This is a genomic window from Leisingera sp. NJS204, assembly GCF_004123675.1.
Taxonomy (GTDB): domain Bacteria; phylum Pseudomonadota; class Alphaproteobacteria; order Rhodobacterales; family Rhodobacteraceae; genus Leisingera.
In genome coordinates, this window is record NZ_CP035417.1 from 3,501,925 (window position 1) to 3,524,715 (window position 22,791).

Consider the following 22,791-nt stretch of genomic DNA (forward strand, 5'->3'; position numbering starts at 1 on the left):
GATGCCGTCCAGCCCTTCCCTTCCCGCAGTCGCAAGCCTGTGGATCGGTGACAGCCTGAACTGGCTGCACGAGCTGTCATTGGCCAGTTTCGTGCAGCGCGGCCACGAGGTTGTGCTGTTCCACACCGGGCCTGCGGCGCCGCCGGTGCCGCCAGGTGTCCGCACCTGCCCGGCAGCGGAAATCTGGGACCCCGTCCAAGCGGGGCACGGGGAGGCGCCTGCGTCTATGCTGTCGGATCTGTTCCGCCTGTATCTGCTGAAACAGACGGAGATGATCTGGATCGACACAGATATGCTTTGCTGCCGGCCGTTGCCGGACGTGGACTATCACGTGGGCTATGAGCCGACGCGCTCGATCAACGGCGCAGTGCTGCGGCTGCCGAAAGGCTCCGCAACGCTGAACCATCTGCTGGACTGGTTTGAAGATCCCGAATGGGTGCCGCCCTGGCTGGGCCGCAAGATCCGCAAGGAGGTGGAGGCCGCTCCGCCCGGCAAGCGCCTGCTGGCAGCCTTTGAACTGCAGCGCCCGTCGCTTGGCCCCCGGGCGCTGGACTACACGCTGAACCTGACCGGCGAGGTCGAACACGTCCGCGAGCCGGAGGTATTCTATCCGATCCGCGGCGTTCTGACCGACGTGCTGTTCAGCGGCCACTGCCAGGAAGACGGCTGGCTCACCGAAAACACGCTGGCCGTTCATCTCTACGCATCCATGGTGCGCCGCTACCACAAGACGCACCGGCCCGAAAAACACAGCTTCATCGCACGCCACGCGCAGGAGATCGGTTTTGATCTCAGCGGCCTGAAGCACCAGAAACAAGGAAACGAGTAATGGAAAAATTCCAGAAACTGCAGGGTATCGCCGCCCCGATGCCGCTGGTGAACATCGACACCGACATGATCATCCCCAAGGTGTTCCTGAAATCCATTCAGCGCACCGGCTTCGGCAAGAACCTGTTCGACGAGATGCGCTATAACCGCGACGGCACCGAGATCGAGGATTTCGTGCTGAACAAACCGCAGTACCGGGACGCTGAGATTCTGGTGGCGGGCGACAACTTCGGCTGCGGTTCCTCGCGCGAACACGCGCCCTGGGCAATTGCCGATTTCGGCATCAAATGCATCGTTTCGACCTCTTTTGCCGACATCTTCTTCAACAACAGCTTCAAGAACGGGATCCTGCCGATCGTGCTGCCGCAGGAACAGGTCGACCTTCTGATGGCCGATGCGGAAAAAGGCGCCAACGCCCGCATGACCGTGGACCTGGAAGCGCAGGAGATCACCACCTCGGACGGCGAAGTGATCTCTTTTGAAGTGGATGCCTTCAAAAAGCACTGCCTGCTGAACGGTCTGGACGATATCGGCCTGACGATGGAAAAAGCGGACGCCATCAAGACATTTGAAGACAAGACCGCGCAGGCCCGCCCCTGGGTCTGACCCTGGGTCTGACCCTGGGTCTGACCCTGGGTCTGACCCCCGCATTCTGCCAAAAACACTTCAGAGCCGCCCGGCCCGGGCGGCTCTTCTGTTTTCGCCCGCCAGATTCGCGCCGCATTCCCGCCGCAATTCAGCTCTGACCCTTTCGTTGTGCTCCCCCGGCTCTCTTCCACTGCATCTGGTAGGCGGCCCCCACCCCGTTTGTTCTTCACCAAAACCCTGATGCAATCGGGCACCAGTGCCGCGGGGAAAGTGGCCCCTGCCCTGCCGCCGGGCCTTGAGCGGAAAGCCGCCGCCCGGCAACAATAGGGCAAAAATGAGGCAGAGCGCCCTGGGCCATTCCCGGGGGGCTTCAATTCTGGACCCAGAGGCGAAAACGCCCGTTCCAGTTTGAAGGGATTGAGAGACGTGTTTGCACGCATCACAGGCGCGGCGTTCCGCGGCATATTGGTGGCTATGCTGTTTGCCATGCCGACGCTGATCCTGCCGGCATCGGCCACCGAGTCGCCGGAAATCATCCTGTTCATTGCGCTCCTGGGGTCGGCCCTGGCCTTCACCGAATACAACTCGCACTTCCCCAGCTTCGTGGAATTCCGTAATGCGCCGCCGATCAACCGGATGCGCTTTGCCGCCTGTGCAGCGTCTGTCGGCGCGCTGAGCCTGCTGGCGGCCCATCCGCTGGAGCCGACCGGGCTGACCGCGCTGATCCACCGTCTTGGCGGCTGGCTGGGCGGACAGCTGGATTTTGCCTATTCGCCGGTGCAGCTGACGGTGCTGATGCTGCCGCCGCAGGTCCCGGAAGCCACAATGCTGATGGTGCGCGATGCCGCCGGGCTGGTTTGTGCGATCGCGGGCGCCGCGATTGCCGGCTTTGCGCTGGTGATCCGTGTCGGCCACTGGCCTGTCGGCAGCGGCGCTTTCAATGTCTGGGTCAACCTGCCGCTGTTCGACCCCACCACTGGCGGCGATGTGGTGCAGCGGCTGCAGCGCGACGCGCGGGTCAATATCATCGGCGGCGTGCTGCTGCCGTTTGCCCTGCCCGCCGCGGTCAAACTGGCCTCGGGCCTGGTCGATCCCGGAATTCTGGCAGCCCCGCATATGCTGATCTGGGTGATCAGCGCCTGGGCGCTGGTGCCTGCCTCGATGATCATGCGCGGCATGGCCATGCAGCGCATCGCCGGGCTGATCATGCATAAACGGCGCGCCGCCGGCAGCGCCGCGGACGAGGCGCTGCAAACCGCATGAGGCGGCTGGCGGCGAGCCTCCTTCTTCTGATCCTTGCCGCCGGAGCAGGCCAGGCCGGCACCCTGCGCATCGCAACCTTCAACACAGAGCTGTCACGGGACGGGCCCGGCCTGCTGCTGCGCGACATTGAGCGCGGCGGCGATCCGCAAATTGCCGCGGTGGTAGAGGTGATCTCTGCCGCACAGCCGGATGTGCTGGCACTGCAGGGGATTGATTGGGACTACGAAGGCCGCAGCCTTGCCGCCCTGGCCGGGCTGCTGGCAGAGGCCGGGGCCGCCTATCCTTACCGTGTTTTCCTGCAGCCCAATACCGGGCTGCCGCCCCCGGCCCTGCTGGACATGGATGGCAATGGCAGGACCGGCGGGCCGCGTGACAATCAGGGCTATGGCCGGTTTCGCGGCCAGGGCGGTATTGCGCTTTTGTCGCGGCTGCCGGTTGATCGCGGCGGTATCCGCGACTTTTCGGCCCTGCTGTGGCGGGACCTGCCTGGCGCGCTGCTGCCTGAACACCCGGACGGGCGCCCCTTTCCCTCCAGCGAGGTGCAGAAGGTGCAGCGCCTGTCTGCCACCGCGCATTGGCTGGTGCCGCTGGAATTGCCCGGCGGCGGCCAGCTGAACGTGATGACATTCCACGCTGCGCCGCCAGTGTTTGACGGGCCGGAAGACCGCAACGGGCGGCGCAACCGCGATGAAATCCGCCTGTGGCAGCTGCTGCTGGATGGCCGACTGGGCGCCGTACCCCAAGCGCCCTTTGTGATTGCCGGTGACGCCAATCTCGACCCCGAACGCGGTGAAGGCCGCAAGGACGCCATCCGCAATCTGCTGGGCGATCCCCGGCTGCAGGACCCGCAGCCGCTCAGCCCGCAAGCCGGAACTGCAACCGTGGAGTGGCAGGGCGCCGGGCGGATGCGGGTGGATTATGTGTTGCCCTCTGCCGGGCTGACCGTCACCGGCAGCGGCGTTGTCTGGCCGGATGCTCCGGGTGCAGCAGCCGCCATTGCCAGCCGCCACCGGCTGGTTTGGGCCGATATCGCGCTGGACTAGGGCCAGGACCCGGCCCGGCCTGCGCGAATCCCAACCAAACCCCTTTAATTTCAGGGCCTATTGTTGACCCTGCCCCGCTGTCCCGCTACGCCCTTGCCAGCTGTTTTTAGGAGGACTCCCATGCCCAACCCATCGATTTTGATTCTGCCCGGCGACGGGATCGGCCCCGAAGTCATGGCCGAAGTGCGCAAGATCATCTCCTGGTTCGGCGGCAAGCGCGGCCTGCAGTTCGATGTGAGTGAGGATCTGGTCGGCGGCGCGGCCTATGACAAGCATGGGCTACCGCTGGCGGATGAAACCATGGCCAAGGCCCAGGAGGCCGACGCTGTTCTGCTCGGCGCCGTGGGCGGCCCGGCCTATGACGATCTGGATTTTTCGGTAAAGCCCGAGCGCGGCCTGTTGCGTCTGCGCAAGGAAATGGACCTCTATTCCAACCTGCGCCCGGCGCAGTGCTTTGACGCGCTGGCAGATTTCTCCTCGCTTAAGAAGGACATCGTGGCCGGCCTCGACATCATGATCGTGCGCGAGCTGACCTCGGGCGTCTATTTCGGCGAGCCGCGCGGCATTTTTGAGGAAGGCAACGAACGCGTCGGCATCAACACCCAGCGCTACACCGAGAGCGAGATCGAACGCGCCGCCCGCTCCGCGTTTGAGCTGGCGATGCGCCGGGGCAAAAAGGTCTGCTCGATGGAGAAGGCCAATGTGATGGAAAGCGGCATTCTGTGGCGTGAAGTGGTGACCCGTGTCTCGGCTGACTACCCCGAGGTTGAGCTGAGCCATATGTATGCCGACAACGGTGCGATGCAGCTGGTGCGCGCGCCCAAACAGTTCGACGTGATCCTGACCGACAACCTGTTCGGCGACATCCTGTCCGACTGTGCGGCGATGCTGACCGGCTCGCTTGGCATGCTGCCTTCTGCGTCGCTTGGCGCACCGATGGAAAACGGCCGCCCCAAGGCGTTGTACGAACCGGTGCACGGCTCCGCCCCCGACATCACCGGTCAGGGCAAGGCCAACCCGATCGCCTGCATCCTGAGCTTTGCGATGGCGTTGCGCTACAGCTTTGATCAGGGCGCCGAGGCCGACCGACTGGAAGCCGCGGTTGAGAAGGTGCTGGCCGACGGCGTGCGCACTGCCGACCTGCTGGGTGAAGACGGCGTGGAGCCGGTTTCCACCAGCCAGATGGGCGATGCCGTGCTTGCCGCCTTGGAGGCAAGCCTCTGATATTGAGGCAGGTCCAAGCACGTTTCAAAGCCCCGCCTGACCGTCAGCGCGGGGCTTTTTTTATGCCCCTCCCATGACCGCGCAGGCCCCTTTGGCGCCCGCAAAAAGAATTCCTGAAAACCACAGCTTTCTACGGAATCGCCCTTGTCAAACCCCGCCCCCTGAGCTATTTCGCCCTCCACGGTCGGAGCGTAGCTCAGCCTGGTAGAGCACTGTCTTCGGGAGGCAGGGGCCGGAGGTTCGAATCCTCTCGCTCCGACCAATAAAACAAGGCGCCTTAGGGCGTCTTTTTTATTTCCAGCAGATCGGCCGCAACGCTATTCGCGACGTTTCATGCGGTGGATGTGCGCATATTGTTGCCGAGGCGCGTCAAATTTTCCAACCCATGATCCCGGCGGCGTTCTTAACCGCATCCGGACTGCAGGAACGGCAGGCATTCTCCACGGTCTCTCGGTCTGGGAAGAGCAATTTCGGGGCGTTTTCCCCGAGCAATGCCACGCAAGATTCGCTGAAAACTGACCCCGGAGGTGCTGGCTTTCACTGCGCCTTTGCCCGATTGCTGACCATAAGCGCTTGCAAAGGAACAGATATTCCCAAAGTGCATAGCTCCAATGTGCAGGTTGCATACCCTATGCGATATCGGCATTTCACAGACGCCGCGCCACCGGATAGCGTTCACGCCATAATCACAGGGGAGTATGCCTAATGACGAAATTTGTCAGAAGCCTGGCGGCCGCAGCCGTTGTGGCGGCGATGGCACCGGTTGCCTATGCCGAGACCACAGTGCGCGTTGCCTATGACGCTGACCCGGTTTCACTGGATCCGCATGAACAGCTGTCCGGCGGCACGCTGCAGCTGTCGCACATGGTCTTTGACCCGCTGGTGCGCTGGACCCAGGACCTGCAGTTCGAACCGCGCCTGGCCGAAAGCTGGGAACAGATCGACGGCACCACCATGCGCTTCAAGCTGCGCAGCGGCGTCACCTTCCACAGCGGCAACGCGCTGACCGCCAAGGACGTGGACTGGACCTTTGACCGGCTGAAGGAAAGCGACGACTTCAAAGCGATTTTCGCGCCCTTCACCGATGTTGAAGTTGTCGATGAGATGACTTTCGACCTTAAGACCTCGGAGCCTTATCCGCTGGTCCTGCACTCTGCGACTTACATCTTTCCGATGGACAGCGCCTATTATTCCGGCACCACTGCCGACGGCAAGGAAAAGGCCGAGATCGTCAAGCACGGCGACAGTTTCGCGTCCCGCAATGTCTCGGGCACCGGTCCGTTCATTGTTTCCGAGCGTGAACAGGGCGTGCGCGTGGTGTTCGACCGCTATGCCGATTACTGGGATGCAGATGCCGGCAACGTCGACAAGATCGTGCTGACCCCGATCAAGGAAGACCCGACCCGGGTGGCCGCGCTGCTGTCCGGCGATGTTGATTTCATTGCACCGGTTCCGCCGACCGACCTGAAGCGCGTGGCGGATGCCCAGGGTGTCGACCTGATCACCATGCCCGGCACCCGCATCATCACCTTCCAGATGAACCAGAACCGGGTTGAGGCCTTCAAGGACGCCCGCGTCCGCAAGGCGATCGACTATGCGGTGAACAACTCCGGCATCGTCGACCGTATCATGCGCGGCTTCGGCACTGTTGGCGCACAGGCCAGCCCGGCCGGCTACCTGGGCTACAGCGAGGATTTCGCACCGCGCTTTGACCTGGAGAAAGCCAAGTCGCTGATGGCTGAGGCAGGTTATGCCGACGGCTTCTCGATCACCATGATGGCGCCGAACAACCGCTATGTGAATGACGACAAGATCGCACAAGCGGTGGCCTCGATGCTGGCGCAGATCAACATCAAAGTGGATCTGCAGACCATGCCCAAGGCGCAGTACTGGCCGACGTTTGACGAGCGCGCAGCGGACATGATGATGATCGGCTGGCACGCGGATACCGAAGACTCCGCCAATTTCCACCAGTTCCTGACCGCCTGCCCGGACGAAGCAACCGGCAATGGCCAGTACAATTCCGGCAACTACTGCAACCCGGAAGCCGACGCGCTGATGAACGCCGCCAACGCGGAAACAGACCCGGCCAAGCGTACGGAACTGCTGCAGAAGCTGGAAGGCATCCTGTATGACGAGGCCGCGTTTATTCCGCTGCACTGGCAGAACCTGGCATGGGGCGCCAAGTCCGGCATGAACGCAGGCGACATCGTGAATGCGCTGAACTTCCCCTATTTCGGCGACCTGATCGTCGAAACCGGCAGCTAAGCCGTTGATCTGACCCGGGCCGGTCTCCTCCGGCCGGCCCGGGCCGCCAATACAACAAGCGGCCGCCAAAGCCGTGTATGCAGAACCCGCGGTTCCCTTGAACACGGTGTTTTACGCTGTAACCAAACTCTACAAAGGTCAGGACGATGTTTGCCTATCTCGCCAAGCGAGTGATCCAGGCGATTGCCGTGATGTTCGTCATCTCGCTGATTGCCTTTGCCATCCAGGGCAACCTGGGCGACCCGCTGCGCGAGCTGGTCGGGCAGTCGGTCTCGGAAGAAGTACGTCAGCAGCTGCGCGATGAGCTGGGTCTGAACGACAGCTTTGTGACGCAATACCTGCGGTTTGCGGGCAATGCGCTGCAGGGCGATCTGGGCACCTCCTATTTCTTCAAGGAGCCGGCGCTGGACGTGATCCTGAAGAAGCTGCCGGCAACGCTGGAGCTGGTGTTCGGCGCGACGCTGATCATCGTCGGCTTCTCAGTGCCGCTGGGTGTCTATACCGCAATCAAACCCAATTCGATCCTGAGCCGTATTATCATGGGCCTGTCGATCATCGGCATTTCGATCCCGGTGTTCCTGACAGCGATCCTGATGATCTTTGTGTTCTCGGTGGAATACGGCTGGCTGCCCTCCTACGGGCGCGGTGATACCGTGCAGGTCTGGGGCTATTGGCAGACCAACTTTGCCACTGCTGATGGCTGGCTTCACATCATCCTGCCGTCGATTGCGCTGGCCTCGATCATGCTGCCGTTGTTTGTCCGCCTGATCCGGGCCGAGATGATGGAAGTGCTCCAATCCGAATACGTCAAATACGCCAAGGCAAAGGGCATCAGCCCGTGGCGGATCTATTTTGTCCATGCCTTGAAGAACACGCTGCTGCCGGTGATTACCGTGGGCGGCGTGCAGATCGGCACTATGGTGGCCTATACCATCCTGACCGAGACGGTGTTCCAGTGGCCGGGCATGGGCTTCATGTTCCTTGAGGCGGTGAACCGTGTCGATACCCCGCTGATCGTGGCTTATCTGATTGTTGTCGGCTTCATCTTTGTGGTCACCAACACCATTGTCGATCTGATCTATGGCCTGGTGAACCCGACCGTGAATATTGCGAGGATGGGCGCATGAGCACCGAAACGCTTTCCCCGAAATCCGAACCGTCGCGCTGGTCCAAGGCCTGGAATTCCAACATGGGCTACAGTTTCCGCCGCAACCCGGTGGCGATGGTCAGCATGATCATCTTCCTGGTGATTGCCGGAGCTGCCTTTCTGGCCCCGCTGATCGCGCCGTTTGACCCATACGATCCGGGGTCCATTGATATCATGAACTCGGAGTATCCGCCGGCCTGGGTCAGCGGTTCACTGCCTGAATTCATGCTGGGCACCGATGATCAGGGCCGCGATCTGTGGTCGACCATCCTGTATGGCACCCGGCTGTCGCTGCTGATCGGCATCTGCGCGGTTGCGCTGCAGGCCTTTCTGGGCATCTCCATCGGGCTGGTGGCCGGCTATGTCGGCGGCCGCTTGGACAGCCTGCTGATGCGGCTGGCAGACATCCAGCTGTCGTTCTCGACCCTGATGGTGGCGATCATCTTTCTGGCCGTGACCCAGGCGATGTTCGGGACTGATACCTTCAACCGCTATGCTGTCGTGTTCCTGATTGCCGTCATTGGCGTCGCGGAATGGCCGCAATATGCCCGCACCGTGCGCGCCACCGTGCTGGCCGAGAAGAAAAAGGAATATGTCGACAGCGCCCGCGTGCTGGGTTTTGGCCCGCTGCGGATCATGGTGCGGCACATCCTGCCGAACTCGCTGTCGCCGATCTTTGTGATCTCTACCGTGCAGGTCGCCAATGCGATCATCTCCGAGGCCTCGCTCAGCTTCCTGGGGCTGGGGATGCCACCCAGCCAGCCGTCGCTGGGCTCGCTGATTTCCTCGGGGTTTGATTACATCTTCTCGGGCAGCTGGTGGATCACCGCCATCCCCGGCGTGGTGCTGGTGGTTCTGGTCCTGGTCATTAATCTGCTGGGCGACTGGATGCGCGATGTCCTGAACCCGAAACTCTACAAGGGGTAACGCGATGAGCCTTCTTTCCGTTCGCGACCTGACCGTGAAATTCGCCATGCGCGACGAGACGGTCACAGCCCTCAACGGCATTTCCTTTGATCTGGCCAAGGGCGAGCGCCTGGGCATCGTCGGCGAAAGCGGCGCCGGCAAGTCGATCACCGGGTTTTCGCTGATGAACCTGCTCAGCCGCCCCGGTTACATCGACAATGGCCAGATCCTGTTCGATGGCGATGACGTCGTGCAGATGAACGACAAGCGCCTGCGCACCATGCGCGGCAACCGGATGGCGATGATCTTTCAGGATCCGATGGTGACGCTGAATCCGGTGCTGACCATCGGCCAGCAGATGGTTGAAACCCTGCTGGCGCACCGCAAGCTGAGCCGCGAAGAAGCGCGCCAGATCGCCATCGTCAAGCTCCGCGAAGTTTATATTCCGTCGCCGGAAGAACGTCTGGAACAATACCCGCACGAGCTGTCGGGCGGCATGCGCCAGCGGATCATCATTGCAATTGCGCTGCTGCTTGATCCGCAGCTGATCATCGCGGATGAACCCACGACGGCGCTGGATGTGACCATCCAGGCCGACATCATGGAGCTGCTGCTGGAGCTGTGCCAGTCGAACCAGGTGGGGCTGATCCTGATCACTCACGATCTGGGCGTGGTCAGCCAGATGACCGAGCGCACGCTGGTCATGTATGCCGGCCGCATCATCGAGGCGGGGCGCACGCGGGAAATCATCAATGATCCGCAGCACCCCTATACCCAGGGTCTGATCAACGCGCTGCCGCAGCAGACCGTGCCCGGCCAGCGGCTGAAGCAAATCCCCGGCAACATGCCGGGCCTTGCCAATGCACCCGCAGGCTGTGCCTTTAATCCGCGTTGCAAATACGCCACCGACCTATGCCGCAGCCGGGTGCCGGAAACCGTGCAATACGGCGAGGTCGAAGTGGCCTGCCACGAGGTGCAGCGCCTGCACAGCGACGAAGACCGTAAGGAGGCACGGGCATGAAAGACGCAAAGACTGACCGCCCGCTGCTGCAGATCAAGAACCTGGAAAAACGGTTCGATCTGGATCAGGGCTTCCTTGAGACGCTGAAGTTCAAACAGGGCAAGATCGTGCGGGAAAGCCGTGCGGTCCATGCGGTGAACAATGTCTCGCTGGAGGTGGGCCGCGGCGAGGCGCTGTGTGTGGTCGGCGAATCGGGCTGCGGGAAATCCACTGTGGCGCGGCTGGTGGCGGGCCTGCTGACCCCCACCGCAGGTGAAATCCATTATGACGGCCAGCGCATTGATGACCTGTCGCGCGGCGCTATGCAGCCCCTGCGCAAGAAGATCCAGATGATCTTCCAGAACCCCTATGCCTCGCTCAACCCGCGCATGACCATCCGGCAGGCGCTGGAGGAACCGGTGCGCCATCACAACCCCGGCGCCTCGGCGGCCGAGGTGCGCGACAAGGTGACCGAGGTGATGCTGTCGGTGGGGGTCGATCCCAGCTGGGCCAAGCGCTACCCGCATGAATTCTCCGGCGGCCAGCGCCAGCGGATCGCCATTGCCCGCGCTCTGACAGTGGACCCGGAATTCATCATCGCGGATGAGCCGATCAGCGCGCTGGACGTGTCGATCCAGGCGCAGGTGCTGAACCTGATGCTGGAAGCCAAGGAAAGCCGTGGCCTTACCTATCTGTTCATCACCCACGACCTGAGCGTGGTAGAGCATTTCGGCACCCGTGTTGCGGTTCTGTACCTTGGGTCGGTTTGCGAGGTTGCGGACACGGCAACGCTGTTCTCCAACCCGAAACACCCCTATACTCGGGCCTTGCTGTCCGCAGTGCCGCAGCTGAAGGATGACCGGCCGAACCACATCCGCCTCAAGGGCGAGATCCCGACGCCGATCAATCTGCCGCAAGGCTGTCCCTTCCAAAGCCGCTGCGCCTTTGCGGACGCACGATGCAAAAGTGAACAGCCAAAAGCCATTCACCAGCCCGATGGCAGCACCGTTGCTTGCCATGCTGTCGAGGAAGACAGGCTGGATGCGGTGGCCGCCGGTTAAGACGGGACACCCAGTTGGACATCATCTGGCTTAAGGATTTCGAAGCTTTGGTCGCGTGCAAGAACTTCTCGCGCGCGGCCGAGGAACGCAATGTCAGCCAGCCGGCCTTCTCCCGCCGCATCCGGGCGCTGGAGAATGAGATCGGCGTGCGGCTGATCAACCGCGAAACCCTGCCGCTGACCCTGACCCCGGCGGGCGAGGTGTTCCTGTCCCAGTCCCGCATCATGCTGCGCACCTACGAGGAAACCATCGAACGCTGCCAGACGATTGATGCCGCGGGCGAAAACGTGATCCGCTTTGCCGCTTCGCAGTCGCTTTACATGACGCATTACAAGACGCTGATCGCGCCCCTGGCCAGCGAGGGCGGGGTGGATACCGACCTCAATTCCACCTCCTGGGCCGCCGACCAGTTCGTCAGCGCGCTGCAGCAGGGCTATTGCGATGTGATCCTGACCTACTGGCATCCGTCGATGGATTTCCTTGGGCCCCTGGAAGTCGCCAACTTCGAGCACCTGACCCTGTCCACCGACCGATATGTGCCGGTTTCCCGCACAACCCCTGACGGGCTGCCGGAATTTTCCTTTCCCAAAGGCGGCAAGGACGCGGTGCCGCTGTTGTCTTATGGCGCGGTCTCGGCGCTGCGCTCGGTTCAGGAATTCGCACTGGCACAGCTGTTGCCTGGCCAGAAGGTCTTTGTGGTCAACCAGAATGCGCTGGCCAACAGTGTCAAGGCGATGATCCAAGAGGGCTTTGGCATGGGCTGGCTGCCCCTCAGCCTGTGCCGTGAGGAGATTAAACAGGGGCGCTTTGCGGTGGTGGACGACCGGCTGGCCACCGATCTGGAAATCCGCCTTTACCGCGATCCGCGCAGCACCAAGCCGACGTTGGATGTTCTGTGGAAAAAGCTGCATATGTCCGCGCTGGAAACGGTTTGACCCTCATTACCCCGGAAACCTTAAGCACCGCTTCAAAACAATAAAATCGCCCTACGGAGCCTTGTTTTATTGGCCGGAGCGAGAGAGTTCGAACCTTCAGTCCCTGCCTTGAGTAGCCCCACTTGAGTGGTTCAAATTGAAAGTTAGTGCATGGTTGGCCTTTGGTCGCCGACATGATCGAGCTGACACGTCAGTGTGGCCGGTACGGCTACCGCCGGGTTGCGGCCCTGCTGCGGGACGCTGGCTGGCAGGTGAATGATAAACGTGTCGAACGTTTATGGCGGCGGGAGGGGCTGAAGGTTCCAAGGAAGCAGCCCAAGAGGGGACGGCTCTGGCTCAACCCTCTCGGGACATTGCTTCGCAATGCCCTGCCGGGCAGTGGACGGATCATGTGTCCGGCTGCGTCCGGAATATCGCAACCACGTCTGGTCGTACGACTTTGCGCATCACCGAACGGATGATGGCAGGGCTTTTAGAACATTGAACATTCTGAACGAGTATAGCCGGGAATGCCTTGCGGTCCGAGTGAAGCGGAAGCGGAATGCAAACGAGGTCATCGATGCACTGACGGACCTGTTTATCCTACGTGGCGTGCCGGCATACATTCGGTCAGACAATGGCCCTGAGTTCATTGCTGAGGCCGTCAGAAGCTGGATCAAAGCTGTCGGGGCCAAGACTGCTTTCATTGAACCGGGGTCGCCTTGGGAGAACGGATACTGCGAAAATTTCAACGGGCGCATGCGGGACGAACTGCTGAACGGGGAGGTCTTCTACTCGCTGCGTGAAGCCCAAATTATCATCGAAAACTGGAGGAAGCATTACAACACCAAACGCCCCCGCAGTGCTCTGGGCTACCGCCCACCTGCGCCGGAGGCCATCGTCCTGATAGACCAAAGGCCAACCATGCGCTAACTTTCAATTTGGACCACTCAAGTGGGGCTACTCAGTTTCACCAGATCGCATCCGCGAAGCTTGCTATCAATTGCCACATTGAACAGCGCAAGATCGCGCAGGTTGCCCGCCAGTTCGAGCCGCGCGCGGATCGCCCAGACCTGTTTCGGCAACAGTGGTCGTTTCTGGCCGATGATCCGGCCCTTGTTCCAGGCTCTTCGTTTCGGGGTGACAGCGGGAAGTTGGACTCTTGGCATAGTTTGCCCTCCAATCCTCCCGCCAAACCCAGAAATCAGCACAGCGCTGACGCCTCAGTTTACTGGTGGTTTGAATGACCGTTGTCAGGTTGTGTGTTCTTTGGGAAACGCCGCGGATGCATTGGGCCGGTCTGAGCCCAAACCACCGGGTGCTGCTCAATGCACGAAAGGTCAGAAATCGAGCAAAGTTGTCCTTGGCCGTGGCAGCGTCAGCGTCAGCCCAAGGGAATCTTCTTCGTTCGTTTGATCTTCTTCAGAGCGGCAACTAAAGAGCGGGCATTCGAGTTCAACGTTTCTTTACTGGCCGTTCAACCATCGGCCCATTCTTGGGATGCAATATATTTTTTTGGCTCATCCCATTCGCAGCGCCAGGGCCTGCGACAGCACGCACATCAGTTCGAACATCAGTGACACTCCCAGCCATGCGGTACCGCCGGACTCGTCAAAGGGCGGCGACACTTCCACCAGATCGGCGCCGATCAAGGTGACGCCCGCCAGTTCGCGGATCACCTGCTGCGCCTGAAAGCTGTTGGGGCCGCCGATTTCCGGCGTACCGGTGCCGGGGGCATAGGTGGGATCGACAAAATCGATGTCATAGGTGCAATAGGCGGGCTGGCTGCCCAGAATGCTGCGCACCTCTGCCATCACCTCATTGATGCCGCGGTCGAACAGCTCTTCCACGCGGATGATGCGGATGCCCTGCTCCAGGCCCCATTCGATGTCCTCAGTGTTATAGGCGGTGCCGCGGATACCGACCTGGACAAAGCGTTTCGGGTCAACCAGCCCTTCTTCCACCGCGCGGCGGAACGGGGTGCCGTGGGTGTATTTGCAGCCGCCGAAATAGCTGTCGAAGAGGTCAGTGTGGCTGTCGAACTGGACCAGCCCCAACGGGCCGCCCTGGGCCAGAGCGCGCAGGATCGGTAAGGTAATCAGGTGATCGCCGCCCGCGGTCATAGGGGTGATGCCCTGCTGTTTCAAGCCGGTGTAAAAGGCGGTGATGCGGTCCAGATTGTCCGGGATGTCCACCGGGTTGGGCGGCACGTCGCCCAGGTCGGCGCAGTTGACGGCGGCGAAGGGGCTGATGCCGGTGACCGGGTTCATCGCCCGGATCATGGTGGAGTAATCGCGCAGCTGCCGCGGCCCGTGGCGGGCGCCGGGGCGGTTGGTGGTGCCGCCATCCCAGGGCACTCCCACCAGCCCCATCTGCACGTCGCTGAAACGGGGGTGCTCTGGCGTCAGCAACGGCAGCCGCATGAAGGTGGGCACCCCGGCAAAGCGCGGAAGGTCCATGGCTGAGACCGGCTGAAAGAAGGTGTCGCCTGGCTGGGTCATGCTGTTGCTCCGTTCTTCACGTTTTCCGCAATCATCGAAATCATCTCGAACATGATGGCCGAGGCGGTCAGGGCGGTGATTTGGTTCGGGCTGTCCTTGGTCGGCATCATACAGACGATATCGCCGCCAACGATATTCATGCCGCGCGCGCTGTGAAGCAGCGCCACGGCTTCGTCGATATCAAACCCCTTTTCGCCCGGCTCCAGATTGGACACTGCCGGCGCAATCGCAGGGTCAAGGCAATCAAGGTCAAAGGTGATGTAGACCGGCTTGCCCGCCATCACTTTCCGGATCTGCGCGATCACGTCCTCCAGCCCGCGTTTGCGGAATTCCTTCATGGTGACGATGTTGTAGCCGTAGTCATAAGACGGCTGCAGCCAGTCGAGCGTGCGGGGATGGCCGCGCAGCCCAATCTGCATGGAATGATGCGGGTCTACCTTGCCCTGATCAGCCAGATAGGCGCCCCAATGAGCGGCGGATTTCTTGGCGCCCAGGAAGTGGTCGACTTTGGTGAAGACGTCCGTATGGGCATCGAAATGCAGGAAGCAGACCGGCTCGCCCTTGGTGATCTGGCCGCAGCCGATAGCCTGCACGATGCCGCCGGTGATCGAGTGGTCGCCACCGACAGAGACAGGCCGGGCGCCTGCGGCATCGACCTTCTGGTAGAAGCGGGTGATCTGCTCGATGCAGTCTTCGTTGTCATTGGCGCGCGGGAAAGGCACATCGCCGACATCGGTGATTTTGGCGGCTTCCCAGGGGTTCAGCTGGAATTCACCGTGCATCCGCCGCCCGACCGCCGAAACATTGCGCAGCGCGCGCGGGCCCAGATGCTGGTCGCGCTCGGTGGTGCCGTTGCCGGTGGAATGGGGCACGCCAACCAGGGCGATATCCTGGCCCTGCGGGCCTTCATTGGGGCAGCGGAACAGGGTGGGGATGCCCCACCAATAGAGGTTCTCCATCATGGATTTCAGGTGTTCGTCAGCCATGAGCAGTCTTTCGGGGTTAGAGGGAAAAGGGCCCCGATGCCAAAGTTGCGGCACCGGGGCAGTCCGGGACAGCCCGGGGGAGGGTTCAGTTTTCGCCGGATCTCCTGCGGTAGGCGCCCTGTGCGATACGGTCAATCACCATGGCGCAGAGAAGGATGGCGAGACCGCCCAGCAGACCCTGGCCCTTGGCCGCGTATTGCAGCGCTTCCAAGATCAGGGCGCCTAAGCCTTCGGCACCGATCAGCGAGGCGATCACCACCATCGACAGCGACATCAGGATGGTCTGATTGATGCCGGTCATGATCGAAGGCAGTGCCAGCGGCAGCTCGACATTGAGCAACAACTGGCGGCGCGAGCAACCGAATGCGACGGCGGCTTCCTTGGTCGTCTCTGGCACGCCGCGCATGCCCAAAGCGGTCAGGCGAATCACCGGCGGCATGGCAAAGATCAGCGTTGCCAGCACACCCGGCGGCTTGCCGGTGCCAAAGAAGGCGATGATCGGGATCAGGTAGACGAAAGCGGGCATGGTCTGCATGAAGTCCAGCACCGGTTCCGCGATGGCATAGGCACGTTTGGACTTACCGAACCAGATGCCCAGCGGAATGCCGATTGCCACACACAGAAAGGCGCCGGCACCAATCAGCGCCACAGTGATCATTGCCAGCTCCCACAGCCCCATGAAGGCGAGGTAAGCAAGTGAGGCAGCGGTAAAGATCGCCACCCGCGGCCCGGCCAAGCGCAGCGCCATGATGACGGTTACAAACATCACCACCGGCCAGGGGGTCTGAATCAGCAGCACCTCCAGCCCGTCCAGAACCCAGCGGATACCCGCGGTCACCCCGTCGAACACATTGCCAAAGTTGTTGGCCAGCCAGTCGAACCCGGCATCGCCTTTCTTGGACAGCGCGGCGAAGTATTCCCTGCCGACCGGGAATTCGGTGATCGGCAAGCGTTCCCCCAGCAGCCCGCCGGTGACGCTGGCCATCGCCTCATCCGGCTTGGCGACGGTGAAGCGCACGAGCGTCAGCGGCCAGATTGCCAGCAACCCGATGGCACCGAAGATCAGCCCGCTGCGGTTCATGCCTGACTGTGCCTTCTGACCCGAACGCCAGCGCAGATACTGTGCCTCATATGCGGTGTTGGCATAGAAACCTTCAGCCAGCTTGATCGCAACCATCAGCGCGAGGCCGGTCAGAAGAATAGCGATTGCGGTGCTGTTGGCAGCATTGGCAGCCTCCAGCGCCTTGTCGGCGGCGGCGCGCAGGTTATCGGCAATCTTCAGCTTGGCAGCCGCGCCGGCGGCGTCCCCGGCGGCGGTCAGATCCGCGGCCTGGGCCTCGCGTTTGGCGATGTTGGTGAGCAGCCGCTCATAGCGGACCAGATGTTCGGCGCCCAGCTCCCCCCACAGGCCGCGGCCGATCTGCACGAGGGCAAACAGCTCCAGTACCAGGAACATCCAAAAGAAGCCCCAGGCGCCGCGCGCAGCCCCCCACAGCGGACCGCAGATAGCGGCCATGGCGTTCCAGGACCAGGCAAAGCCGGTCTTGCCCTGGATACGGGCAAATTCTCGGGCATAGTACGGCCCGTTTTCAACCGCGAACTCTTCGACACTGAGACCGTGTGATTCAAACGAAGTATCCTTCATGCCTTGCCTCCCTGAATGCCCTTCAGCAGCGTGGCGCGGTCGACGACGCCGATGTCGGCGCCATCGTCGCCGGTGATGACAATCACGTTCTCTGTTGAGGTCGCGATATCGATCAGCTGGTCCAGATCGGTGCCGTGATGCGCCCGCGGGCTTTCGTCGAAATCCACCGAGCGGGTAGGTGCGTATTCGCTGATCGGCACCATGATTGAATGGGCAAAGACCAGTTTCAGTTTCGAGATGCCCTCGACAAAGTCGCGCACGTAATCGTCGGCAGGCTGGGTGACGATTTCTTCCGGCGTGCCGATCTGCACGATGCGGCCGTCCTTCATGATGGCGATGCGGTTGCCGATCCGAATCGCCTCATCCAGATCGTGGGTGATGAAGACGGTGGTTTTGTTCAGCTCAGCCGAGAGCTTCATGAACTGGTCCTGCAACTGGCGCCGGATAAGCGGATCGAGTGCCGAAAAGGGCTCGTCCATCAAAAGCACATCGGGATCCGACGCCAATGCCCGGGCCAGCCCGACCCGCTGCTGCATACCGCCTGACAGCTCACGCGGGAAACGGTCTTCGAAACCGGTGAGATTGACCTTGTCCAAACAGCGCTGGGAGACGTCCCAGCGGGTGGATTTCGGCTCGCCGCGCACCTGCAGCGGAAAGCCGACATTGTCGCGCACGGTGCGGTGCGGCAGCAGCGCCATATGCTGGAACACCATGCCGATGTTCATCGCCCGCATTTCGCGCAAGGCAGCGTCTGGCAGGGTCAGCATATCCCGGCCCATCACCGAGATATTGCCCGCAGTAGGCTCAATCAGCCGGTTCAGGTGGCGTACCATGGTGGATTTGCCGGAGCCCGACAGCCCCATCACGCAGAAGATCTCGCCGCGCTTCACCTCAAAGGACACATCGGCGATGCCGACCACACAGTTGAATTCCGCCAGCACTTCGGCCTTGCCCAGGCCGCGCTCACGGATCGCCGCCATCGCGGCATCGGCATTGTTGCCGAATATTTTCCACACGCCGTCCAGCGTGATCACATTGTCAGTCATCAGTTCAGTCTCCGGATGTCCCGGTTCGTTTGGCGGGCAGCGCTGCCGCCCGCCTGTGACCCTTGGGTTCCGGCAGTTTACTGGAACCAGGAGTCCACCAGATCGGCGTTTTCATCGACCCATTTGCGGGCGAATTCAGCCGGATCCTGGCCATCCACCGACAGCGCATAGACCACCGCGTTCACCTGCTCCGTCGTCAGCCTCACCTTGCCCAGCATTTCCGCTGCTTCGGGCTGGCTGTCGGAGAGACCAACGGCATAGAACACATGCAGCTTGGCTGCGTCCCAAGCTGTGCCCGCTTTGGAGTTCTCCAGCCAGTTTGGGTCATCGGTCGGCTGTTTTACGTCCCATTCACCGGCGTCGTAGGCGGGCTCGCTCAGCGGCACCAGATCATAGAGCGAGAACATGTGGTGCGGCGTATAGCAGTAAAAGACGATGTTCTGACCCTGCGCCACCGCGTTGTCGACCTGGGCCAGAGCCAGGGTTTCGTCCATTTCCATCAGGTTCATGGTTTCGGCGTAGCCGTAGGATTTGGCGCGGATCTTTTCGACATTGGTCGAGGCCCAGCCTGCACCGCCAATCCACATCTCGCCGCGTCCGTCGCCGTCTGTGTCAAAGTTGGCGGCCATGTCCGGATCGGTCAGATCGCTGAGCGCCAAAATTCCGGTACGCTCCTGAGTGTCTTTTGTGACGCAGATCTGCTGGTCGGACAGTACCGCGTTCGGGTTCAACGCCACGGTGCCCTTGCCGGAAACAAAGGTGTCATGGAGGTTTTGCTGATTGGGCAGCCAAACCTCCGGGTGCACATGCATAGCGCCGGAATCCATTGCCTCGAAGATGATCGGGTTTGTGCCGTTCTGCAGCTCCACCGAGAGGCCCAGATTGTCCTCCAGAGCTACCTTCAGGATGTGCGCGGTGCCACGGACAGAGGCCCAGTTCGGCACCCCGATCACTACATCCTGCGCCATGGCAGTGCTGCCGAGGGCGGCGGCCAATGTGGCGGCTGCCAGAGTCTTTGTCGTCTTCATGTTTCTTCTCCCATGTTGGTTGACCACTTTGTTTTTGATTGTGCGTCCGGCGCGTGATCAGGATGCCAGGACCATTTGTCTTGAAAGGGTCAGGGCGGCTTGCAACAGCACGTTGCAACCGGCCTCCAGGTGGTCAGGTTCGGCCCATTCGGCTTCGTTATGGCTGAGCCCGTCACGGCAGGGCACAATAACCATCGCGGCGGGCACCTTGCGGGCGACTTGGCAGGCGTCATGGCCTGCGCCCGACACCATCCGGCGCCAGGGCAATCCGCTGTTCTTGGCCGCGGCTTCGATTGCGCCGACACAGTTACCATCGAACTTCACTGGCGGGTTGTGCCAGATCATGTCCAGCACGACCTTTGCCTCTTGCTCCTCGGCGGCGGCGCGGCGGATGGCGTTGTCCATGCCGCCTAGAACCGCGTCGTCGGGATGGCGGACGTCGATGGTAAAGCGCACTTCGCCAGGGATGGTGTTGCGGGAATTGGGGCTGACGTGCACCTCACCCACGGTGCCGACGCCGTCGGGGCCATAGGCCAGGGCGATCCGCTGCACCTCCTGAACCAGCCGCGCCGCCGCCACCAGCGCATCGCTGCGCCCTTGCATCGGGGTGGAGCCGGAATGGGCATCACGCCCGGTGACGGTGACATCATACCAGCGCTGGCCCTGGCCGCCGGTGACCACACCTATCACCTCTTCATTGGCTTCCAGCACCGGGCCCTGCTCGATATGGCCTTCCAGAAAGGCGCCGAACTGGTGGGCGCCGCAGGGTTCGGAGCCTGCATAGCCGATCCGCTCCAGCTCATCGCCAAAGCTCAAGCCCTCGGCGTCTTCGCGGCTGAGGGCGAATTCCAGATCAAACAGCCCGGCATAGACGCCCGAGCACAGCATGGCGGGCGCAAAGCGGGCGCCTTCCTCGTTGGTCCAATTGACGATTTCGATCGGGGCATCGGTTTCCAACCTCAGATCGTTCAGCGTGCGAACCACCTCCAGGCCCGCCAGCACGCCATAGACACCGTCAAACTTGCCGCCATTCGGCTGGGTGTCCAGATGGCTGCCGATGGCGATGGGCAGGGCATCCGGGTCGCGGCCCTCGCGGCGGGCAAACATGTTGCCCAGCCGGTCGTAGGTAACGGTGCAGCCTGCGTCCTCGCACCAGCGGGTGAACAGTTTGCGCGCCTCCAGATCGCCGTCCGACAGCGTCAGCCGGCCGCAGCCGCCGCCCGGCAGGGCATCAATCCTGGCCATCTCCATGATGCTCTGCCACAGCCGGGCGCCGTTTATGCGGTGGTTGCTGCTCATGCGCTTTGCGGGGCGTCTTCGCGGCAGAGCGCCTGGCTCAGGCAATGGACGCCGCCGCCGCCCAGGGTGAACATCGACATGTCGGGGTCGTAGACCTCGAACCCAAGTGCGCGCATCTTGGCGTTCAGATCCTTGGCGCCGGCCATCGACAGCACCTTGCCTTCCCCCAGTGCAACCAGGTTCACGCCCAGGTTCTTGGCTTCGGCATAGGGGACGTCGACGATCTCGATGCCCCAGCCCTTGACGATGTCCACCAGCCAGGGTTCCATTGCGTCGATACAGGCCACTGCCAGTTTCTCCGCCAGCGGAACAATCAGCCCGTCCATATGCACAAATTCGCGGCTGATCGGGGCCACCACGGCCTCCCAGCCCTCGGCGCGGACAAACTCGGCGACCTGTTCGGAACCTTCTTTCTCGGAGCGCTCACCGCAATAGCCGATCAGCACCCGGCCCGGCTCGATGATGTTGAAGTCGCCGCCCTCGAAATGGCCCGCGGTGGCAAACTTCCAGATCGGGATATCGTTTTCCTGATAGAATTTGATCGCGGTGGCGTAATCCGCACGGCGGCATTTCAGCTGCATATGGCAGATCAGCGCGCCCCAGGGCGTCATGGCCGAGCTGTCGCGGGCAAAGAAATTGCGGTGCAGCACCTCGTCGCTGTCCAGATAGTGGCAGGTGACACCCGCCCCCTCAAAGATCGATACCATCTCCGAGTGCTGCTTCATCGCCAGCTGCAGATCGAACTGCACGCCGGTCTTATCGGCATTGGCCAAGGTGCGGCCGATCAAGGGGCCGGCCTCGACCCATTTGAAATACTCCGGCTTGCCCAGCAGAACATCCGTCAGCTTGGCATAGTCGTTGTTGATCCCCCAGCGCTTGGCCATTGCAGTGCTTGCATCCATGCTGCTCAACCTCCCCGTCATTACATGCTTGGCAAACAGGATTGGCCGGGTTTTGTTTTTATTAAACCACAAACTAAAGGACTTAACTTTTACGTTTTTACAAGTATGGTGAGCTCATGCTGCCACCCGCCCTTTCCAAAGCCGATTTGCACCTGCTCTACGTGTTCTGCACGGTGGTGAAGGCGCGCGGGTTTTCGGCGGCGCAGATCACTTTGAATGTCTCGGCGTCGACCATATCGCGGCAGATTGCCGATCTAGAAACCCGGCTGGGCATGCGCCTGTGCCAGCGCGGCCGCAAGGGGTTCCGGCTGACCGACAAAGGCGAGATCGTCTATGCCGCCTCGCACAAGCTGTTTGCAGCGCTGGACCAGTTCGGCGAGACGGTGGACGGCACCCGCGGCAAGCTGGTGGGGCGGCTTTCGGTGGCGGCGATCGACAACTGGGTGTTCAACAACGAGGCGCCGATCATGGGTGCCTTGGGCGAATTCACCCGGATTGCGCCGCAGGTCGAGGTCGAAATGCATTCCCTGGCGCCGGATGACATTGAGATGGCGGTACAGGATGCGCTGATCGCACTGGGGGTTGGCGTGTTTCATAAGCACAAGCCCGGTTTGATCTATGAGACCTTGGGGGTCGAACGGATCGGACTTTATTGCAGCCGCGGGCATCCGCTGTTCACGGCTGACACCCCTGCTCAGGTTGAGGGTTTTCTGCCCCAGGCCAATTTCTGCAAGCGGGCCTATCTAAACGAAGACCTGGTGGCCCCGGTTTCGCGCGGGCTGCCCTCCAACGCCAGCGCGCATCAGATCGAAGGCATTGCCATGCTGGTGCTGACCGGCCGTTATATCGGCTACCTGCCGGAAAGCTTTGCCAATATCTGGGTGCGCGAAGGGCGGGTGCGCTCTGTGGGGGACGGCATGTTTGACCTGAAGTCCGAAATCAAGCTGGTGCGCAAGCGCGGCGTGGAGCCAAACCTTGTCGTGAAAACCTTCATCAAGCTTGTGAAGAAAAGCTGCGGGCCACTTAGACAAGAAAATTCACAAATTAGTTGAGACACTCAAGACTTGGTCAAGGCGGTACTTCCTTCGGACGGCGGAGGTCAATTTGTTACCTAGCCGAAAGTCCACTCTTTAATACCGAAA

General features: G+C 61.5%; 19 protein-coding genes, 1 tRNA gene and 2 pseudogenes. 14 read left to right on the forward strand and 8 right to left on the reverse strand.

What is annotated here, in order from left to right:
* The first annotated feature begins 1 nt into the window (after position 1).
* The 13 genes and pseudogenes from ETW24_RS17015 to ETW24_RS17075 form a co-directional block, all read left to right on the forward strand.
* Positions 2-829 (forward strand): hypothetical protein, encoded by an 828-nt coding sequence (locus ETW24_RS17015; protein ID WP_129372157.1) that lies wholly within the window; start codon positions 2-4, stop codon positions 827-829.
* Positions 829-1,434, forward strand: coding sequence for a 3-isopropylmalate dehydratase small subunit (gene leuD / locus ETW24_RS17020; protein ID WP_129372158.1), 606 nt, complete (start codon positions 829-831; stop codon positions 1,432-1,434). The genes ETW24_RS17015 and leuD overlap by 1 nt, the downstream gene beginning before the upstream one ends.
* A 408-nt stretch (positions 1,435-1,842) precedes the next feature.
* Positions 1,843-2,679, forward strand: coding sequence for a hypothetical protein (locus tag ETW24_RS17025; protein WP_129372159.1), 837 nt, complete (start codon positions 1,843-1,845; stop codon positions 2,677-2,679).
* Complete coding sequence (locus ETW24_RS17030; protein WP_129372160.1) at positions 2,676-3,722, forward strand: endonuclease/exonuclease/phosphatase family protein; 1,047 nt, start codon at positions 2,676-2,678, stop codon at positions 3,720-3,722. The genes ETW24_RS17025 and ETW24_RS17030 overlap by 4 nt, the downstream gene beginning before the upstream one ends.
* A gap of 120 nt (positions 3,723-3,842) precedes the next feature.
* On the forward strand, positions 3,843-4,946 hold the full coding sequence (leuB, locus tag ETW24_RS17035) for a 3-isopropylmalate dehydrogenase (RefSeq protein ID WP_129372161.1): 1,104 nt from the start codon (positions 3,843-3,845) through the stop codon (positions 4,944-4,946).
* Between the two features lie 185 nt (positions 4,947-5,131).
* Positions 5,132-5,208: transfer RNA gene (locus ETW24_RS17040), tRNA-Pro, on the forward strand.
* A gap of 443 nt (positions 5,209-5,651) precedes the next feature.
* Positions 5,652-7,214 (forward strand): ABC transporter substrate-binding protein, encoded by a 1,563-nt coding sequence (locus tag ETW24_RS17045; RefSeq protein ID WP_129372162.1) that lies wholly within the window; start codon positions 5,652-5,654, stop codon positions 7,212-7,214.
* A 146-nt stretch (positions 7,215-7,360) separates the two neighbouring features.
* Positions 7,361-8,341, forward strand: a complete 981-nt coding sequence (locus ETW24_RS17050; RefSeq protein WP_129372163.1) for an ABC transporter permease — start codon at positions 7,361-7,363, stop codon at positions 8,339-8,341.
* The gene (locus tag ETW24_RS17055) at positions 8,338-9,288 is read left to right on the forward strand and encodes an ABC transporter permease (RefSeq protein ID WP_129372164.1); all 951 of its coding nucleotides are present in this window, start codon (positions 8,338-8,340) and stop codon (positions 9,286-9,288) included. Before ETW24_RS17050 ends, ETW24_RS17055 begins: the two co-directional genes overlap by 4 nt.
* Positions 9,289-9,292: 4 nt before the next feature.
* Positions 9,293-10,288 carry an ABC transporter ATP-binding protein gene (locus tag ETW24_RS17060; RefSeq protein WP_129372165.1) on the forward strand — a complete coding sequence of 332 codons (996 nt, stop codon included), beginning with the start codon at positions 9,293-9,295 and terminating at the stop codon, positions 10,286-10,288.
* Positions 10,285-11,328: an ABC transporter ATP-binding protein gene (locus tag ETW24_RS17065; RefSeq protein WP_129372166.1), complete on the forward strand. Its 1,044-nt coding sequence runs from the start codon at positions 10,285-10,287 to the stop codon at positions 11,326-11,328. Before ETW24_RS17060 ends, ETW24_RS17065 begins: the two co-directional genes overlap by 4 nt.
* 14 nt (positions 11,329-11,342) lie before the next feature.
* A complete protein-coding gene (locus ETW24_RS17070) occupies positions 11,343-12,263 on the forward strand; it encodes a LysR family transcriptional regulator (RefSeq protein ID WP_129372167.1) in 921 nt (306 codons plus the stop codon).
* A 161-nt stretch (positions 12,264-12,424) separates the two neighbouring features.
* Positions 12,425-13,175: pseudogene (locus ETW24_RS17075) on the forward strand (IS3 family transposase); the annotation flags it as partial.
* Between the two features lie 32 nt (positions 13,176-13,207).
* On the opposite strand, the pseudogene ETW24_RS17080 reads toward ETW24_RS17075, so the two are convergent.
* The 8 genes and pseudogenes from ETW24_RS17080 to ETW24_RS17115 all read right to left on the reverse strand — a co-directional run.
* Positions 13,208-13,411 (reverse strand): annotated as a pseudogene (locus ETW24_RS17080) (integrase); the annotation flags it as partial.
* Between the two features lie 351 nt (positions 13,412-13,762).
* Positions 13,763-14,743, reverse strand: coding sequence for an agmatinase (locus tag ETW24_RS17085; RefSeq protein ID WP_129372169.1), 981 nt, complete (start codon positions 14,741-14,743; stop codon positions 13,763-13,765).
* Positions 14,740-15,729, reverse strand: coding sequence for an arginase family protein (locus ETW24_RS17090; protein ID WP_129372170.1), 990 nt, complete (start codon positions 15,727-15,729; stop codon positions 14,740-14,742). Before ETW24_RS17090 ends, ETW24_RS17085 begins: the two co-directional genes overlap by 4 nt.
* A gap of 85 nt (positions 15,730-15,814) precedes the next feature.
* Positions 15,815-17,374: an ABC transporter permease gene (locus ETW24_RS17095; RefSeq protein WP_129372171.1), complete on the reverse strand. Its 1,560-nt coding sequence runs from the start codon at positions 17,372-17,374 to the stop codon at positions 15,815-15,817.
* On the reverse strand, positions 17,371-18,420 hold the full coding sequence (locus ETW24_RS17100; RefSeq protein WP_129372172.1) for a quaternary amine ABC transporter ATP-binding protein: 1,050 nt from the start codon (positions 18,418-18,420) through the stop codon (positions 17,371-17,373). The genes ETW24_RS17095 and ETW24_RS17100 overlap by 4 nt, the downstream gene beginning before the upstream one ends.
* Before the next feature lie 77 nt (positions 18,421-18,497).
* Complete coding sequence (locus ETW24_RS17105; protein WP_129372173.1) at positions 18,498-19,448, reverse strand: ABC transporter substrate-binding protein; 951 nt, start codon at positions 19,446-19,448, stop codon at positions 18,498-18,500.
* Between the two features lie 57 nt (positions 19,449-19,505).
* Positions 19,506-20,747 carry a Zn-dependent hydrolase gene (locus ETW24_RS17110; protein ID WP_129372174.1) on the reverse strand — a complete coding sequence of 414 codons (1,242 nt, stop codon included), beginning with the start codon at positions 20,745-20,747 and terminating at the stop codon, positions 19,506-19,508.
* The gene (locus ETW24_RS17115; protein ID WP_129372175.1) at positions 20,744-21,649 is read right to left on the reverse strand and encodes a dimethylarginine dimethylaminohydrolase family protein; all 906 of its coding nucleotides are present in this window, start codon (positions 21,647-21,649) and stop codon (positions 20,744-20,746) included. Before ETW24_RS17115 ends, ETW24_RS17110 begins: the two co-directional genes overlap by 4 nt.
* A 116-nt stretch (positions 21,650-21,765) precedes the next feature.
* Between ETW24_RS17115 and ETW24_RS17120 the strand changes: the two genes are divergently transcribed.
* Positions 21,766-22,701, forward strand: coding sequence for a LysR family transcriptional regulator (locus tag ETW24_RS17120; protein WP_129372176.1), 936 nt, complete (start codon positions 21,766-21,768; stop codon positions 22,699-22,701).
* Positions 22,702-22,791: the final 90 nt, after the last annotated feature.

Excerpts from the sequence above, each read along its gene's own strand:
- ETW24_RS17015 (WP_129372157.1), top strand. The coding sequence starts at position 2 with ATGCCGTCCAGCCCTTCCCTTCCCGCAGTCGCAAGCCTGTGGATCGGT.
- leuD (WP_129372158.1), top strand. The coding sequence starts at position 829 with ATGGAAAAATTCCAGAAACTGCAGGGTATCGCCGCCCCGATGCCGCTG.
- ETW24_RS17030 (WP_129372160.1), top strand. The coding sequence starts at position 2,676 with ATGAGGCGGCTGGCGGCGAGCCTCCTTCTTCTGATCCTTGCCGCCGGA.
- leuB (WP_129372161.1), top strand. The coding sequence starts at position 3,843 with ATGCCCAACCCATCGATTTTGATTCTGCCCGGCGACGGGATCGGCCCC.
- ETW24_RS17045 (WP_129372162.1), top strand. The coding sequence starts at position 5,652 with ATGACGAAATTTGTCAGAAGCCTGGCGGCCGCAGCCGTTGTGGCGGCG.
- ETW24_RS17050 (WP_129372163.1), top strand. The coding sequence starts at position 7,361 with ATGTTTGCCTATCTCGCCAAGCGAGTGATCCAGGCGATTGCCGTGATG.
- ETW24_RS17055 (WP_129372164.1), top strand. The coding sequence starts at position 8,338 with ATGAGCACCGAAACGCTTTCCCCGAAATCCGAACCGTCGCGCTGGTCC.
- ETW24_RS17060 (WP_129372165.1), top strand. The coding sequence starts at position 9,293 with ATGAGCCTTCTTTCCGTTCGCGACCTGACCGTGAAATTCGCCATGCGC.
- ETW24_RS17065 (WP_129372166.1), top strand. The coding sequence starts at position 10,285 with ATGAAAGACGCAAAGACTGACCGCCCGCTGCTGCAGATCAAGAACCTG.
- ETW24_RS17085 (WP_129372169.1), bottom strand. The coding sequence starts at position 14,743 with ATGACCCAGCCAGGCGACACCTTCTTTCAGCCGGTCTCAGCCATGGAC.
- ETW24_RS17090 (WP_129372170.1), bottom strand. The coding sequence starts at position 15,729 with ATGGCTGACGAACACCTGAAATCCATGATGGAGAACCTCTATTGGTGG.
- ETW24_RS17095 (WP_129372171.1), bottom strand. The coding sequence starts at position 17,374 with ATGAAGGATACTTCGTTTGAATCACACGGTCTCAGTGTCGAAGAGTTC.
- ETW24_RS17100 (WP_129372172.1), bottom strand. The coding sequence starts at position 18,420 with ATGACTGACAATGTGATCACGCTGGACGGCGTGTGGAAAATATTCGGC.
- ETW24_RS17105 (WP_129372173.1), bottom strand. The coding sequence starts at position 19,448 with ATGAAGACGACAAAGACTCTGGCAGCCGCCACATTGGCCGCCGCCCTC.
- ETW24_RS17110 (WP_129372174.1), bottom strand. The coding sequence starts at position 20,747 with ATGAGCAGCAACCACCGCATAAACGGCGCCCGGCTGTGGCAGAGCATC.
- ETW24_RS17115 (WP_129372175.1), bottom strand. The coding sequence starts at position 21,649 with ATGGATGCAAGCACTGCAATGGCCAAGCGCTGGGGGATCAACAACGAC.
- ETW24_RS17120 (WP_129372176.1), top strand. The coding sequence starts at position 21,766 with ATGCTGCCACCCGCCCTTTCCAAAGCCGATTTGCACCTGCTCTACGTG.